This window comes from Ferranicluibacter rubi, assembly GCF_011603255.1.
In the GTDB taxonomy this organism is placed as follows: domain Bacteria; phylum Pseudomonadota; class Alphaproteobacteria; order Rhizobiales; family Rhizobiaceae; genus Ferranicluibacter; species Ferranicluibacter rubi.
Window position 1 is genome coordinate 44,475 of sequence record NZ_JAANCM010000001.1, and the last position, 14,532, is coordinate 59,006.

Genomic DNA, 14,532 nt, shown 5'->3' on the forward strand with positions numbered 1-14,532 from the left:
GTGTGCGGTTCCCGGGGGCGTGCGGGCGGGGGTGAGAAGAAGAACCGATACCGTCGCGGGGAGGCTGCCCCTCATCCGCCTGCCGGCACCTTCTCCCCGCTTGCGGGGCGAAGGGAGGGTGTGGCGACCGCTTTGCTTACCAAACGTAGTCAGGGTGTGGCGAGTGGTTGCCGGCATCTCAAGGGGCGCATGAGGCACGTCCCCTCGCCCCGCGTGCGGGGAGAGGGTTAGGGTGAGGGGCTGCGCGGTCGGCGATATCGAGAACACGCGCGTCAGCCTGCTGCCCGGTCGCGGTCCTGCCTCTGGGCGTCCAGCATCTCGCGGACTTTTTCCACCAGTTCGGCTTCGGGCACGGAGACCTGCGCCACGCGGGCTTCGCGCCAGGTGGCGTTGTCCTCGATCTCGCCGGAGAGGCGCTTGCCTTCGATCAGGTCCTTGATCTGGACGATGCCCTGCTCGCGCTCGTCGCCGCCCTGGATGATGGCGAGAGGGGCGCCGCGGCGGTCGGCGTATTTCAGCTGGTCGCCGAAGTTCTTCTTGTTGCCCTGGTACATTTCGGCGCGGATGCCGGCGTGGCGGAGCGCCTGGGTGAAGCGCTGGTAGCGGCCGAGCGCTTCGATGTCGCGGTCCATGACGCAGACGACGACCGGGGCGAGAACCTCGTCCTCGCCCAGCTTGCCGAGGTTCTTCAGCGCCGTCATGAGGCGGGAGACGCCGATGGAGAAGCCGGTGGCGGGCACGGGCTGGCCCATGAAGCGGGAGACGAGGCCATCATAGCGACCGCCGCCGCCGACGGAACCGAAGACGACGCTTTCGCCCTTTTCGTTGGTGACGGGGAAGGTCAGTTCGGCTTCGAAGACGGGGCCGGTGTAGTATTCTAGGCCACGGACGACAGAAGGGTCGATTTTGATACGGTCAAATTCATAGCCAGCAGCGAATACCAAGTTGTAAATTGAATAAAGTTCTTGTGCGCCAGCTTCAAATGTTGGGTTTATAGAGAATTCGGAGCCGAATATTTCCTTGAACTGAAGATCTTGCATGTCGCCCAGCAGGTCAGCAAAGCGGTCATCGAACACTGTTAGCAGTTTGATAATGGCGCTTATCGCGCTCTCGCTGAGACCTGCTCCTTTGGTGAAGTCCCCTACACCTTCACTGCCTCCATCCCACCGACCGCCACCCAAAAGAAGCCTGACGCCGTTGGAGCCAAATTTATCAAACTTGTCCATTGCACGCAGAACATGCAGACGCCGCCCGGCATTTTCCTCACCGCCAAGCCCGATCGCCTCAAGCACACCATCCAAAACCTTGCGGTTGTTCACCCGGATGACATAGTCCCCGCGCGCGATCCCCAGCGCCTCCATCGTATCCGCCATCATCATGCACATCTCGGCATCGGCCTGAAAGCCAGCAGCGCCCACGGTGTCGGCGTCGAACTGCATGAACTGGCGGAAGCGGCCGGGGCCGGGTTTTTCGTTGCGGAAGACCCAGCCGGCGCGGAAGGTGCGGTAGGGCAGCTGGATCTCGTTGAAATTCTCCGCGACGTGGCGGGCGAGCGGCGCGGTGAGGTCGTAGCGCAGCGACATCCACTGATCGTCGTCGTCCTTCAGCGAGAACACGCCCTCGTTCGGGCGGTCGCTGTCGGGCAGGAACTTGCCGAGTGCGTCGGTATATTCGAACAGCGGCGTTTCCACGGGATCGAAGCCGTAGCGCTCGTAGACCTCGCGGATTTTCGCCACCATGCCATCGACGGCACGGATGTCGGCGGCGGAGCGATCGACGAAGCCGCGCGGCAGGCGGGCCTTGAGCTTCTGAGGCTTCTTCTTCTTGTCGTTCATGGCGTCTCGACCGTCTCGTTTGCGGCTGGAAGGGCTCGTTCTATAGCGTGGCGCCTTCCCTATCCGATCGCGGCCAGAGCGGCAAGGCTGGGCGGCAAGGCTGAGCGGGCGCAACGGGACGGCGCGGGCGGGCTTCCCTTCGCGCCGATCCTGCTTATGTTGGGAGGATGCGCCCCTTCATCCTCGCCCTCGCCGTCCTCTGCGCCATCCTGTCGGGATGGACCTCGGCCGTGGCGCAGGCGCAGGGTCTCGCGCATCGGGACGCCATCGCTGCCGCGCATGACGCGGTGAGCAACCATTCCGAAGCGCCCGACTGCGCGAGCGGCTGCCCTCATCCGGCAAAGGGTGCGCATCCCATGCTTTGCTCGGCCTGTTTCGCACTGGAGGTCGCGGCCGGCGATCTCGGCCGGCTGGCCGTCCCGGTGCAGCGCGTGCGACCAGCGGCGGAGCTTCCGTTGGCGGCCTCCGCCCCGCAACCCGCAGCGCCGCCGCCCAAGGCGGTTCTTTCGACCTGATAGCCTTCATCATCATTTCGAAAGGACAGACCATGTTTCGACAACAGGCCGTATGCGCCGCAACCATCGCCCTTCTCTCCCTCTTGGCCCCGTTTGCCGTGGCGCAGGACGCGCCCAAGCCCATGGATCACAGCCAGATGAACCATGAGAGCATGACAAAGCCCGAGGGCGACAAGGGACCGTCGAGCCAGGCCTTTGCGAAGGCCAATGCCCGGATGCACGAGGGCATGGCCATCACGTACACCGGCAAGGCCGATGTGGACTTCGCCAAAGGCATGATCGCGCATCATCAGGGCGCGATCGACATGGCGAAGGTGGAGCTGGAATTCGGCACCGACCCGAACCTGCGCGCATTGGCGCAGGAGGTGATCGCGGCGCAGGAAACCGAGATCACCCGTATGAAGGACTGGCTGGCCAAGAACGGCGGCTGAGGCCTGAGACATAAAGGCGTGGGGCGGGTCATGGCTTGCCCTACGCAACACGGCGAGACGATTTGGAGGAGAACGGGATGAAGCGTTTCAAGACGATTGCGGGTGTGCTCTGTCTGCTGGTGGGGCTGATCTGGACGCTGCAGGGCGCCAATCTGATGGGCGGGAGCTTCATGACCGGGCAGACGCAGTGGCTCGTCATCGGCCTTGTTGTCGCCGTCATCGGCGTCGTGCTTCTGGCCAGCGGGCGGCGGGGCCGCACGCTTTAGGGTCTGTCAGGTTCATTCTGAACCCGTCAGACCCTAAAGCCCTTTGTTGTCGTTTGTCTTTTCGGGATAACCGGATTCCACTTATCCCTGACAAACTCGAGGGCTTACGGCCGCACGAAACGGGCGCGCAGGTCCTCGATCGGCTGCCGGCAGATACAGCCTTCGATATGGTCGTTGACGAGGCCCATGGCCTGCATGAAGGCATAGACGGTGGTCGGGCCGACGAAGGTCCAGCCGCGTTTCTTCAGGTCCTTTGAGATCCGTACGGAGACGGGCGTCGTCGGATTGGCGGCGATCTCCGCGAAGGTGACAGTGGCAGGCCGCTCGTGCGGGGCCGGCTCATAGCTCCAGAAATAGCGGGCGAGCGTGCCGAATTCGGCGCGCAACTCCTGAGCGCGCTTCGCATTGTTGATGGTCGAGACGATCTTGCCGCGATGGCGCACGATGCCGGCATCCGCAACGCAGCGGGCGATGTCGTCGTCGCCGAAGGCAGCTATGGCATCGATATCGAAGCCGGCAAAGGCTGCGCGGAAGGATTCGCGCTTCCTGAGGATCGTCAGCCAGGAGAGGCCGGACTGGAAGCCTTCGAGGCAGATCTTCTCGAACAGCCTGATGTCGTCGGTGACGGGGCGGCCCCATTCCTCGTCGTGGTAGCGCAGGTAATCCGGCAGTTGGCCCGGCCAGAAGCAGCGGGTCAGGCCGTCCGTGCCGGTGATCAGGCCCTTGATCACGCCCTGGGGTGCCTCGGTCTCGCTCATCGCTCTCGCCTTCCCTACATCGAACATCTCGACGCTTCATGCTTCGTCAACCATTTTTCGAAAGCACGCAATAACCCTACCGAAGACTTTCACGGGCCCGCCACCCGTTCCGCGACGCTCGTTTACGCTTCCTATTCCGCTGCGGTGTCAGGCTTCCACCATACGCCGGATGAACCGGCTGAGCCACCGCCGCCGCCAGATCGAGAACGAGCCCGTCATGAAGACATTGTTGATCCTCACCACCCTCTTGTCCGTCGCCCTCACCGATATCGGCTCCGGATACGCGCAGGCCGCCGAGCGCTACGGCAACCGCCCGCCGGTGATCGTCAGCCCGGATCTGACCGCGCCCTGGCTGATGCAGCTCGGCGCCGGCAATGCGCCCGTCGATCAGAGGGGCGTGCGCCGGCAGCGGGCCGCAGGCGACCAGCCGCGCATCGTCTACCGCGAGCGCCCGGCAGCCTATGCTCCGCGCCAGCAGGTGATCTACCAGCGGCCTTACCAGCGTCCGGCCGTGCAGCGGGCGGCACCGCTGGTCCGCTCGGCCGGCATGGTGGCGCCGCAGCGTCCCGTACGGCCGATCGATCCGCAGTTCCTGCCGCAGATGGTGGCCTACGAGACCCGTGAGCGGCCCGGCACGATCGTCATCGATACCAACAGCCGCTTTCTTTATCTCGTCACCGGCAATGGCGAAGCCCGGCGCTATGGCGTCGGCGTCGGCAAGCCGGGCTTCGAGTGGGCCGGCGCCCACAAGGTGACGCGCAAGGCGGAGTGGCCGACCTGGCGCCCGCCATCCGAGATGATCGCCCGCGAGGCCGCCAAGGGGCATTATCTTCCCGCCAGCATGGAGGGCGGGCCTGCCAACCCGCTTGGCGCCCGCGCCATGTATCTCGGCTCCACGCTCTACCGCATCCACGGCACCAATGCGCCCTGGACCATCGGCTATGCCGTCTCCTCCGGCTGCATCCGCATGCGCAACGAGGACGTCACCGACCTTTACGAACGGGTGACTGTGGGGACGCGCGTCATCGTGTTGTGAAGAGAGAGGGCGTCGGCGCGTAAGCCGGTTTCGACGCAGTATCGTGCTTTTTCGGCAACAGCCGTTCCCGAGGTGACATCGGGGACGGTCACATTCGGTCGATGTTGCAACCGATGATCTTGCGGGATGCGTGCGATCGAATAGCGTTTCCCCGATGCGTTGCGCAGGGCGCGACTGAACGGCGCGACTGGCGGGCTCGAGTGGGAGAGACACGAATGACAATGACAGCGAGAAGACTGACAGGGGGAAGACTGGCAGGGGCCGCCCTGTCGGTCGCGATCTTGATCGGCGGCGCCGGCGTCGCATCGGCGACGATGATCGAGCGACCGGCCGCGACCATCGGGCAGAGCGACGTGACGACCGTTGCCGCCCCGCAGCGCAAGCCGGCGCGCGAATTCTGGCGTACCAAGGTGCGGCTGCGCACCGACGAGGCGCCGGGCACCATCATCGTCGATACCAACCACAAATATCTCTACTACGTCGAAGGCAACAACAAGGCGACCCGCTACGGCATCGGCGTCGGGCGCGAGGGCTTTGGCTGGTCGGGCGTGGTGAAGGTGCAGCGCAAGGCCGAATGGCCCGGCTGGACGCCGCCCGCCGAAATGATCGTGCGCGAGCGCAAGAACGGCCATATCCTGCCGGCCTACATGGAAGGCGGGGTCAACAACCCGCTCGGCGCGCGCGCCCTCTATCTCTACAAGGGCAAAAGCGACAGCGGCTTCCGCATCCACGGCACCAACCAGCCCTGGACCATCGGGCAGAACATGTCGTCCGGCTGCATCCGCATGATGAACCAGGATGTCGAGCACCTCTACGATCGCGCCTCGATCGGCGCCAAGGTGATCGTCGTCGGACCCGGCAACAGGCAGGGCGAAGTCTCCTACGACGACCGCGGCATCGATCTGCTGCGCACCATCTTCGGCGGCTGATCGTTTGGGTGTAAACTTTCGGGACCGGTCGGCTTGATGCCGGCCGGTCCTTTTTTCGTCTCTTGTTTTGTCGCATGATCCGACGCCGAAGCGATCTCGCTTCGGCCGGACATGCTGTGGGGGAAGCGCGTGGCGGACGAGCCTGTCGAAATGTTCTCCGCCATCCATCATAGCCGGGCGGCCGACGAGATCGTGCAGCGGATCGAGACGCTGATTCTCGACGGCGTGCTGCGCGACGGCGACCGGCTGCCGGGAGAGCGCGACCTTGCCGCCCGCTTCGACGTCTCCCGGCCGATCCTGCGGGAGGCACTGAAGGAACTGGAGGCGCGCGGGCTGCTCGTCAGCCGCCATGGCGGCGGGACCTTCGTCACGGATATCATCGGTGAGATCTTTTCGCAGCCCATGCGTGCCCTGATCGTTCGCCACGAAAAGGCGGCGCGGGACTATCTGGACTATCGCCGCGAGATCGAGGGGCTGACGGCCGAGCGGGCCGCCCGCCATGCAACGCCTGCCGATCGCGAGAGCCTGACACGGATCGTGGCGCGGATGCGGGCAGCGAAGGATGCGGACGACCGCGACGGCGGCTTGCGCGCCGATATCGACTTCCACATGACGGTGGGCGAAAGCGCGCACAACATCATCCTGTTGCACACGCTGCGGTCGTGCTACCGGCTGTTGGAGCAGGACATCTTCTTCAGCCGCACCACGGTGTTTTCGGCGCCGGGGGCGGCCGACAGGCTGCTGGAGCAGCACGAGGCCATCCATGCGGCTATCCTTGGCGCCGATGGCAATGCTGCACGCCGGGCCGCCGAGAACCATATCGATTTCGTGATCGGCGCAAGCCTCGATGCACACCGGGCAGAGGACCGCGCGCGGATTGCGCGTCTGCGCCTGCAGGAACGGCATCAGGATTGAATTGCGCCATGGGATGTCGCATCCGCGATAGGCGATGGCGGTGTGCGACTATGTCTGCACAAGATTGCAGGCATAGTAAGAATCACTCGCATGAAGTAGATTTCTATGGACTGTGACAGCCTCCGCGTCCATTCGAATATTCATATTTTCGGATATGACGGGAGCCATATCATTTTTTCTGACAATCATGGATCGACCTCCTTCCAGCGGAGTTAGGCCAAGCATTATCATCACCGCCGCTCGCGGCAACTTCGACTATTCTCCCGGACACTGATTCCGTGGAAAGGGCCGCACGTCATTGACCATCCTCGACAGCATCGTTTCCGAAGTCCGCCTGATGTTCCGCCGTCCCGAGCGCATGCAGTTCGCTGCCCTGTGCTATCGATTCCGGAAGAAAAGTGCCGTGCCGGAAATGCTGCTGATCACCAGCCGTGACACCGGGCGCTGGGTGATTCCCAAGGGCTGGCCCATGGAAGGCAAGGCCTCGCACGAGGTCGCCGCCCGCGAGGCCTGGGAAGAGGCCGGCGTGAAGGGCGAGCCCTCCTCCGATTCCATCGGCAGCTTCATCTATGAAAAGGGTATGAACAACGGCCTGAAGATCACCTGCCGGGTTCACGTCTATCCGGTCGTCGTGTTCGACATGGCCAAGCGCTTTCCCGAAAAGGGCTCGCGTACCCTGGAATGGGTCACCTTCACGGAGGCTGCCGGCCGCGTTGCGGAACCGAGCCTGCGCGCGCTCATCCTCGACTTCCAGACCCAGCTTCTCGCGACCATGCAGCCCGACGAGCCCCGCAGCGCCGCGCAATAGTACACCCCATTTTCGCTTCGATCCTGCAGCACGATTCGTCTTCGGCCTGTTTTCGGCCGCTTTCGAGCGGCATGCAGGGCGATCATGAGACTGTCAGGCTTGTGGCATACCCTCAATCTGACAAAAGCTCGCCGGCGGTGATGTCGCGACGTTTGCGCGCTTGGCAAGCGTCGTGCGAGATTTCTCGTATAAGAGGACGACACGATACGGACGGCGCCTGCCCTGCCGCGCGACTCAACCGTCGCTGCAGGGCTGTCGCGGCAGCACGCCGGTGCGACAAGGAATGACATGGGGAAGACGACACCCGCTCTGGAGAAATCGACACTCGACAAGGACCTCGACAAGCTGACGCTGAACGAGGAGGCGTCGCATTTCGTCCTGAAAAGCTCCGTCGGCCTCGGTCTCGGCTTCATCTTTCTCGTCCTCGTCATGATCATCGCGGCGAGTGCCGTTTCCACGGCTCCCGGCGCGATCATCGTCGTCGCGGCCGCGGCCATCGCCGGCTACATGGCCATGAACATCGGCGCCAACGACGTCACCAACAATGTCGGCGCGGCCGTCGGCGCGCGGGCGATGACGATGACGGGCGCGCTCGTGATCGCCGCGATCTTCGAGATCGCCGGCGCGCTGTTTGCCGGCGGGCGGGTGGTCTCGACCATCGAGGGCGGGCTCGTGGATGCCACGGCCTTCACCGACAGTGCGACGCTGGTCTGGGTCATGATGTCGGCACTGATATCGGCGGCCGTCTGGATCAACATCGCGACATGGTGCAGTGCGCCGATTTCGACAACGCATGCCATCGTCGGCAGCATTCTGGGCGGCGGCGTTGCGGCCGTCGGGTTCTCGTCGGTGCAATGGCTGTCTCTCGGCGGCATTACGCTCAGCTGGATGCTGTCGCCGTTCATCGGCGGCGGGGTGGCAGCTGGGCTTTTGTTCTTCATCAAGACGTTCATCATCTACCGGGAGGACAAGATCGCCGGGGCGGTGTTCTGGATTCCGATCCTGCTCGCCTGCATGGGCGGCGTCTTCGCCGCTTATTTCGCGCTGATCGGGCTGGAGCGTGTCTATGAGATCACGCTTGGCGAAGGGCTGGCGGTGGGCCTTGTCGTCGGTATCCTGATCTATCTCGTTTCGCGCCGCACCGTGGCGCGCCGGGCGGTCGGGCTCGAGAACCGCAACCAGTCGCTGCGGCCGCTGTTCCATCTGCCGCTCGTCGTCTCCGCGGCTCTTCTCTCGTTCGCGCACGGGTCCAATGATGTCTCGAATGCGGTCGGGCCGCTGTCGGCCATCGTTGCCAATGTCGGCACGCTGGTACCGACGGAAACCGCGGACGTCGCGTTCTGGGTTCTCCTGATCGGCGCGCTCGGCATCTCCGCCGGACTGCTGCTCTACGGACCGAAGCTCATCCGCGTGGTCGGCGAGGAAATCACCAAGCTCAATCCGGTGCGCGCCTTCTGCGTCGCGCTCGCCACCGCCATCACCGTCATCTTCGCCTCGACCTTCGGTCTGCCGGTCAGCACGACCCATATCGCCGTCGGCGCCGTGTTCGGCATCGGCTTCTTCCGCGAATGGTACACGCGCAATTCCAAGCTGCGGCTGGACTATGTACGGCGGAAGACCGGACAGTCCGAGTTCCAGCTGCGGACCGAGCATGGCGCGGACGAGACGCGGCGGCGGCAGCTGGTGCGGCGCTCGCATTTCATGACCATCGTCGGCGCCTGGATCATCACCGTCCCCGCCTCCGCTCTGCTTTCGGCGCTCCTCTACATTCTCTTCTCCGCGATCTTTCTGTAGAACGGCATCATGAGAGCCAATTTTCGCATGCAGCGCCTGTTCGTCGCGCCGGATCTCGTCTCCGACATCGCGGTGGAGACGACGAAGGACCAGTTCAACTATCTCGCCAATGTGCTGCGCATGGAGGAAGGCCGCGATCTCCTCCTGTTCAACGGGCGTGACGGCGAGTGGCGGGCGGAGATTTCCATGCCCACCCGCAAGCGCATGGCGCTGATCCCGCGGGAGCAGACGCGGCCGCAGTCTCCCCTGCCCGACCTCCATTATCTCTTCGCGCCGCTGAAGGTAGGACGGCTCGACTATCTCGTGCAGAAGGCGGTGGAGATGGGTGCCGGCCTCTTGCAGCCCGTGATGACGCAGCATGTGCAGGGGCGCATCACCAGCCTGGAGCGGCTGCAGGCCAATGTCATCGAGGCTGCCGAGCAATGCGGCGTGCTGGCGATGCCCGACGTGCGCGAGCCGGTGCGGCTGGAGGCGCTTCTGGAAACATGGCCGCGCGACCGCCGCATCCTTTTTTGCGACGAGGGCGATGCCGGCGACAACCCGCTGCCGGTGCTGCGCGGGCTGACGGATGCGCGGTTCGCGCTGCTCGTCGGTCCGGAAGGCGGGTTTTCCGAGGCGGAACGCAACACCTTGCGCGGGCTCGACTTCGTGACGGCGATCCCGCTCGGGCCGCGCATCCTGCGGGCCGACACGGCGGCCGTCGCCGCCATGGCGATCATTCAGGCGACGCTGGGCGACTGGCGCTGAAACGCCACAGGGCTCTTGCGATTTTTGAACGAAGGTTGAAATATTTTTGCTTGCACCGCATCTGAAAGCGGTTCAATCAGCCCTTACTTAGCTGCTCTCATGCCCTGCTAAACGGCCGGGTTTCTCCGTTACCGAGACGATACCCATGGCCCGCGATACGACCGACCAGACACCGGTGACCTCCGTTTCCGAGTTGACCGAATATCTGGCGGACGGCAACAAGCCGAAAGAGGCCTTCCGCATCGGCACCGAGCACGAAAAATTCGTGTTCTACACCGCCGACAACAGCCCCGTGCCCTATGCCGGCGATGCCGGGATCCTGACGCTTCTGGAAGGCATGCAGCAGAAGACCGGCTGGGAGCCGATCATCGATGCCGGGCACCTGATCGGCCTTGTGGAGCCGACGGGTCGCGGCGCCATCTCGCTGGAGCCGGGCGGGCAGTTCGAGCTCTCCGGCGCGCCGGTCGAGACGCTGCACGAGACGTGCAAGGAATCCAACACGCATCTGGCGGTGCTGCGCGATATTGCCGAGCCCCTCGGCATCCGCTTTCTCGGCATCGGCGGCAGCCCGACATGGACGCTGGCGGACACCCCGCGCATGCCGAAGTCGCGCTACGACATCATGACCCGCTACATGCCGAAGGTCGGCACCCAAGGGCTCGACATGATGTACCGGACCTGCACGATCCAGGTGAACCTCGATTTCTCGTCCGAAGCCGACATGGCGGCGAAAATGCAGGTGTCGCTGAAACTGCAGCCGCTGGCGACCGCACTGTTTGCCAGCTCGCCCTTCACCGAGGGCAAGCCGAACGGTCTGCAATCGTGGCGCGGCGAGATCTGGCGGGATACCGACAACCAGCGCGCTGGCGTGCTGCCCGCAGCACTGACCGGTCATTTCCGCTTCGAGCAATATGTCGAGTGGGCGCTGGATGCGCCGATGTATTTCGTCGTGCGCGACGGGCGCTACCACGACTGCACGCATGTGACCTTCCGCCAGTTCATGGCCGGCGCGCTGAAGGGCGAGCTTGCCGACTGGGAGCCCAACATGGGCGACTGGACCAACCATCTCTCGACGCTGTTTCCCGATGTGCGGCTGAAGCGGTTCCTCGAAATGCGCGGCGCAGATGGCGGCCCTTGGCGGCGCATCTGTGCCCTGCCCGCCTTCTGGGTCGGCCTGCTCTACGACGATGCCGCTCTTGCGAGCGCCGCCGAACTGGTGAAGGACTGGACCTATGAGGACGTCATCGCACTGCGCGATGCCGTGCCCGCGCAAGGGCTGGATGCGACGGTGCGGGGCCGCAAGCTTGGCGACATCGCCCGCGACGTGCTCTCGGTGTCGCGTGCGGGCCTGAAGGCGCGCAACCGGCTGAACGGCGAAGGCGTTGATGAGACCCATTTCCTCGCGCCGCTCGACGAGGTCGTCGCCCGCGGCACCACGCTCGCGCAGGAAATGCTGTCGCTCTACAAGGGCCGCTGGAACGGCTCGGTCGAACCTGTGTTCAAGGACTACGCCTACTGAGCGGCGCGGTATCCGGCGACCTGGGTTAGAAAGCAATTTCCTAACGTCTTTTTCCCGTTATAGTGCAGCAGAGAGCGCTGCCTGCAACAAGGATGAGACGATGATCCCCCTATTCGACATGATGATGCAGGCACAGAACGGGCGTGCCATGGATGTCATGGCGCAGCAGTTCGGGCTGGCGCAGGAGCAGATGGCCAAGGCGACGGCCGCGCTGATGCCCGCCTTTTCCGCCGGGCTGAAGACCAACGCCGCCAACCCCTATGACTTCGGCACGTTTCTCGCTTCGATGAGCAGCGGCGGCTATGCCAAATATTTCGAGGACATGACCAAGGCCTTCACCCCGCAAGGGCTGGCCGACGGGCAGGCAGCGCTTGGGCAGATCTTCGGCTCGAAGGACATGTCGGGCGCCGTGGCGGCACAAGCCGCGCAGCTGACCGGGATCGGGCAGGACATCTACCGGCAGATGCTGCCGGTGGTGGCGAGCGCCATCATGGGCGGGCTGTTCAAGCAGGCGACCGGGCAGATGAGCGCGCCGCCCTCCTTCGGCGACAACCCGTTCGGCCCGGCGATGCAGACCTGGCTGGAGACGATCGGCCTTGCCCGCAAGAAGGAGCCCCCGGCCATGCCGAACCCCTTCGACAACCCTTTCACGCAGGCGATGCAGGCCTTCTTCACCCCGCCGAAGTCGCCGGAAAAGCCGCAGGCCGCACCGGACATGTTTGCCGGCAACCCGTTCATGAAGGCCTTTCAGGACATGATGAGCATGGCCTCGCCCCAAGCTCCCGGCCAAGGTCAAGGCCAGGCAAAGCCGGCCGAGGCCCCGCCGGCGCCGAAGGCCCCTGTCGTCGATATGTTCAACACCATGTTCGACAGCGGCATCGAGGCGCAGAAGGAATATCAGAAGGCGATCGACGGCCTTTTCAAGCCGTTCCAGCCCAAAAGCTGAGACCCCGGCATTCGCGCATAAAAAAGCCCGGCGCCGAACGGATCGGAGCGCCGGGCAAGCGGCAGGGTCGTTGGCTATAACCCTGCGGGGAACGCGGATGATGCGAGCGGCCGCACCATCCGGGCGCCGCATGCCCGGGGAGAGCACGCGGCACCAAAGAGGCTTGCCTCGCCGTCACCGGCCTTTGATCGGGGCGGGCTCACGGCGGCGGCGTCGGGTGTCAGCGGGAGCGGGCATCCCGGTAATAGCGGTTGGCGCGCTCGCGGGCGGCCGTGGTCAGATGCCGGCTCGGATCCTCGAAGAAGGCCGACATGGTGGCGTCGCGCACATCGTTCCGGCTAAGGCCGATATCGGCGAGCTGCCGGTCGTCGAGGTCGTGCAGATGGCCTGCGGCGCGGTGGTTCTTCAGGAGGCGCCAAACCGTCACGAGACCCTGCGTCAGTGCGGACAGGCGCAGCACGGCCGGCTTGCCGGCGAGGGTGAGATCAAGGGCGGTATCTGGCGTGCGCATTGGCTTTGCTCCTGAAAAGGCACGGGTCGGACATCCCACGTCCTTGAGCGGACGCAGGTTGGATGGAGGTTGACCGAAGCATTGGCGCTGCGGGGGTTAAGAAGACGTTGTTTGCAGCCCGACAGTCGCAAATCGATATTGATCAGTCCAACGAATGTTTCTAATGGTATTCATCAAACAAACTTATAGGCACCGCCATGGCCTCTCCTCTCGACCTCGACCAGCTCCAGACTTTCGTCGCCATCGCCGACACGGGAAGCTTTACCCGGGCGGCCGAGCGGGTGTTCAAGACGCAATCGGCCGTGTCGATGCAGATGCGTCGGCTGGAAGAGCGGATCGGCAAGGCGCTGTTTGCCAAGGACGGGCGCGGCAACCGGCTGACGACCGAGGGCGAAAAGCTGCTCAACTATGCCCGCCGCATGATCCGCCTCAACAACGAGGCCGTCGCCGCCTTCGACGACAACCGGCTGGAGGGCACGCTGCGCATCGGGACGCCCGACGACTATGCCGACCGCTACATGCCGGAAATCATCGTCCGCTTTGCCAAGACCCATCCGAACGTCGAGCTTTTCATCGTCTGCGAACCCTCGGTGGACCTTGCCGAAAAGATCGCGCGCGGCGAGCTCGATATCGCGCTCGTCACCCACAATCCGCGTATTCGCGCGTCCGACGTCGTGCGCACGGAGCCGCTCTGCTGGGTCAGCTCGGCCAATCATCCCCTATCGGAAAATGCCTCGGTGCCGCTGGCCGTGGGCAAGCGCGACTGCCAGTGGCGCCAAGCCGCCTGCTCGGCGCTGGATGCGACCGGCAAGGAATACAACATCCTGTTCACGAGCTGGTCCTCGACGGTTGTCGCAGCCGCCGTCCTCGCCGGCATGGCCGTTTCCGTGCTGCCGGAATCCGCACTTCGCAGCGGCATGAAGGTGCTGAGTCAAGCCGACGGCTTTCCCGCGCTCGCCCCCGTGCAGATCGGCATCATGAAGCGGCCGGGCCTCTCGCCGTCGCTCTCCACCGCCATCAGCAACCACATCACCGCCTGCCTCGACAACATCACGCCGCAGGTGACGGGCGACGATCTGGACGGCGACCTCAAGGGCCTCACACGCATTCCCCGGGCCCGGCAGAACCAGCTTCTCTCCGGCTGGTAAGGCGCCCAGAGGCTTCCCTTTCAAAGATATCCACATCCTGACATCAACCTCTGGACGCATTCTTCGGCCTGCGCCATACTGACTTCAACGGGGACTGGCAGCGGTTCCCGGCATCATTCTGGGGGCCTGATGCGCGGCATGTGTCGCACACCGGGTGTCTAGCAGACATGGAATCGGGAAGACGGGAGTGACGGCATTTTCGGGTGCATCGGCGTTTGCAGCCGATGAGCCTCGAGGATATCGGGATCTGCGTAGCCGAAGGGCAGCGCAGGCGCTGATAAAGCCGGACAGTCGAACCCTGATCGCATATTCGAGCCTGCCTGCAGCACGCCGTGTCCATCGTCAGGGCATTCTGCTGCGGATCTTGAAACCGG

Annotated in this window: 15 protein-coding genes; 12 read left to right on the forward strand and 3 right to left on the reverse strand. The window is 64.2% G+C overall.

The genetic code is table 11. The features are described 5' to 3' along the window. Positions 1-272 precede the first annotated feature (272 nt). Complete coding sequence (gene hisS, locus G8E10_RS00225) at positions 273-1,835, reverse strand: histidine--tRNA ligase (protein WP_167125880.1); 1,563 nt, start codon at positions 1,833-1,835, stop codon at positions 273-275. A 167-nt stretch (positions 1,836-2,002) separates the two neighbouring features. On the opposite strand from hisS, the gene G8E10_RS00230 reads away from it, so the two are divergent. From G8E10_RS00230 to G8E10_RS00240, 3 genes are all read left to right on the forward strand, one after another. Then, a complete protein-coding gene (locus G8E10_RS00230; protein WP_167125884.1) occupies positions 2,003-2,350 on the forward strand; it encodes a hypothetical protein in 348 nt (115 codons plus the stop codon). Positions 2,351-2,382: 32 nt separating this feature from the next. Next, on the forward strand, positions 2,383-2,781 hold the full coding sequence (gene copM, locus G8E10_RS00235) for a CopM family metallochaperone (RefSeq protein WP_167125887.1): 399 nt from the start codon (positions 2,383-2,385) through the stop codon (positions 2,779-2,781). A 77-nt stretch (positions 2,782-2,858) separates the two neighbouring features. Further along, on the forward strand, positions 2,859-3,047 hold the full coding sequence (locus G8E10_RS00240) for a hypothetical protein (RefSeq protein WP_132446357.1): 189 nt from the start codon (positions 2,859-2,861) through the stop codon (positions 3,045-3,047). Between the two features lie 104 nt (positions 3,048-3,151). On the opposite strand, the gene G8E10_RS00245 is transcribed toward G8E10_RS00240, so the two are convergent. Then, positions 3,152-3,832 (reverse strand): DNA-3-methyladenine glycosylase I, encoded by a 681-nt coding sequence (locus G8E10_RS00245; protein WP_425530804.1) that lies wholly within the window; start codon positions 3,830-3,832, stop codon positions 3,152-3,154. Positions 3,833-4,022: 190 nt separating this feature from the next. On the opposite strand from G8E10_RS00245, the gene G8E10_RS00250 reads away from it, so the two are divergent. The 8 genes from G8E10_RS00250 to G8E10_RS00285 all read left to right on the forward strand — a co-directional run bounded on the left by G8E10_RS00250 (position 4,023) and on the right by G8E10_RS00285 (position 12,499). Continuing rightward, positions 4,023-4,841 carry a L,D-transpeptidase gene (locus G8E10_RS00250; RefSeq protein WP_167125893.1) on the forward strand — a complete coding sequence of 273 codons (819 nt, stop codon included), beginning with the start codon at positions 4,023-4,025 and terminating at the stop codon, positions 4,839-4,841. 215 nt (positions 4,842-5,056) lie between these two features. Then, positions 5,057-5,770: a L,D-transpeptidase gene (locus G8E10_RS00255; protein ID WP_245419987.1), complete on the forward strand. Its 714-nt coding sequence runs from the start codon at positions 5,057-5,059 to the stop codon at positions 5,768-5,770. A 150-nt stretch (positions 5,771-5,920) separates the two neighbouring features. Then, the gene (locus G8E10_RS00260; protein WP_281517381.1) at positions 5,921-6,685 is read left to right on the forward strand and encodes a FadR/GntR family transcriptional regulator; all 765 of its coding nucleotides are present in this window, start codon (positions 5,921-5,923) and stop codon (positions 6,683-6,685) included. 298 nt (positions 6,686-6,983) lie between these two features. Next, entirely contained in the window at positions 6,984-7,493 is a 510-nt protein-coding gene (locus tag G8E10_RS00265) for an NUDIX hydrolase (protein WP_425530805.1), read from the forward strand. A 288-nt stretch (positions 7,494-7,781) separates the two neighbouring features. Further along, positions 7,782-9,287: an inorganic phosphate transporter gene (locus tag G8E10_RS00270; protein WP_167125899.1), complete on the forward strand. Its 1,506-nt coding sequence runs from the start codon at positions 7,782-7,784 to the stop codon at positions 9,285-9,287. A gap of 9 nt (positions 9,288-9,296) precedes the next feature. Then, on the forward strand, positions 9,297-10,034 hold the full coding sequence (locus G8E10_RS00275; RefSeq protein WP_167125902.1) for a 16S rRNA (uracil(1498)-N(3))-methyltransferase: 738 nt from the start codon (positions 9,297-9,299) through the stop codon (positions 10,032-10,034). A 145-nt stretch (positions 10,035-10,179) separates the two neighbouring features. Then, complete coding sequence (locus tag G8E10_RS00280; protein ID WP_167125905.1) at positions 10,180-11,553, forward strand: glutamate--cysteine ligase; 1,374 nt, start codon at positions 10,180-10,182, stop codon at positions 11,551-11,553. Positions 11,554-11,653: 100 nt separating this feature from the next. Further along, complete coding sequence (locus tag G8E10_RS00285; RefSeq protein ID WP_132663763.1) at positions 11,654-12,499, forward strand: DUF937 domain-containing protein; 846 nt, start codon at positions 11,654-11,656, stop codon at positions 12,497-12,499. A 220-nt stretch (positions 12,500-12,719) separates the two neighbouring features. On the opposite strand, the gene G8E10_RS00290 is transcribed toward G8E10_RS00285, so the two are convergent. Next, positions 12,720-13,010, reverse strand: coding sequence for a DUF1127 domain-containing protein (locus tag G8E10_RS00290; protein ID WP_110799950.1), 291 nt, complete (start codon positions 13,008-13,010; stop codon positions 12,720-12,722). A 197-nt stretch (positions 13,011-13,207) separates the two neighbouring features. Between G8E10_RS00290 and G8E10_RS00295 the strand changes: the two genes are divergently transcribed. Beyond that, the gene (locus G8E10_RS00295) at positions 13,208-14,158 is read left to right on the forward strand and encodes a LysR substrate-binding domain-containing protein (RefSeq protein WP_110799951.1); all 951 of its coding nucleotides are present in this window, start codon (positions 13,208-13,210) and stop codon (positions 14,156-14,158) included. Positions 14,159-14,532: the final 374 nt, after the last annotated feature.